Annotated in this window: 1 protein-coding gene; it reads right to left on the minus strand. The window is 69.4% G+C overall.

What is annotated here, in order from left to right:
• The coding region (locus I6F37_RS44445) for a WYL domain-containing protein (RefSeq protein WP_225155050.1) at window positions 1-386 on the minus strand (386 nt) is incomplete at both ends.

The following is a 386-nucleotide window of genomic DNA, read 5'->3' on the forward strand; positions in this document are numbered from 1 at the left end:
GTGCTCTGCCGCCGCGGCACCGCCCGGGCATAGCGAGCCCCGATGATCTCCAGGTGGGCGATCAGCTCGTCCGGACCGTCGACGTGGAAGTCGATGCCCAGCATGCCGATGTAGACGGCGATGATCTCCCAGCTGTCACCACCGGTGATCAGCACGCTGTGGGTGGCATCGATCGCCTCCACCACGCCGACGGTGGCGTTGATCCGTGCCAGCACCTCCTCCGCCGGCGCGTCGACGGCGATCCGGACGTGCTTGGACCAACCCGTCCGGGCCACCTCCCGCAGCACGAACTCGGTGAAGTCGCCGCCGGGGAACTCGACCGGGCGGAACCGTCGCCCGCCAGGAGTCCGCAGTTCGAGCCAGTCGACCCGGTACGGCCACCAGAC

The organism is Bradyrhizobium sp. NBAIM08 (assembly GCF_020193935.1).
Taxonomy (GTDB): domain Bacteria; phylum Pseudomonadota; class Alphaproteobacteria; order Rhizobiales; family Xanthobacteraceae; genus Bradyrhizobium; species Bradyrhizobium yuanmingense.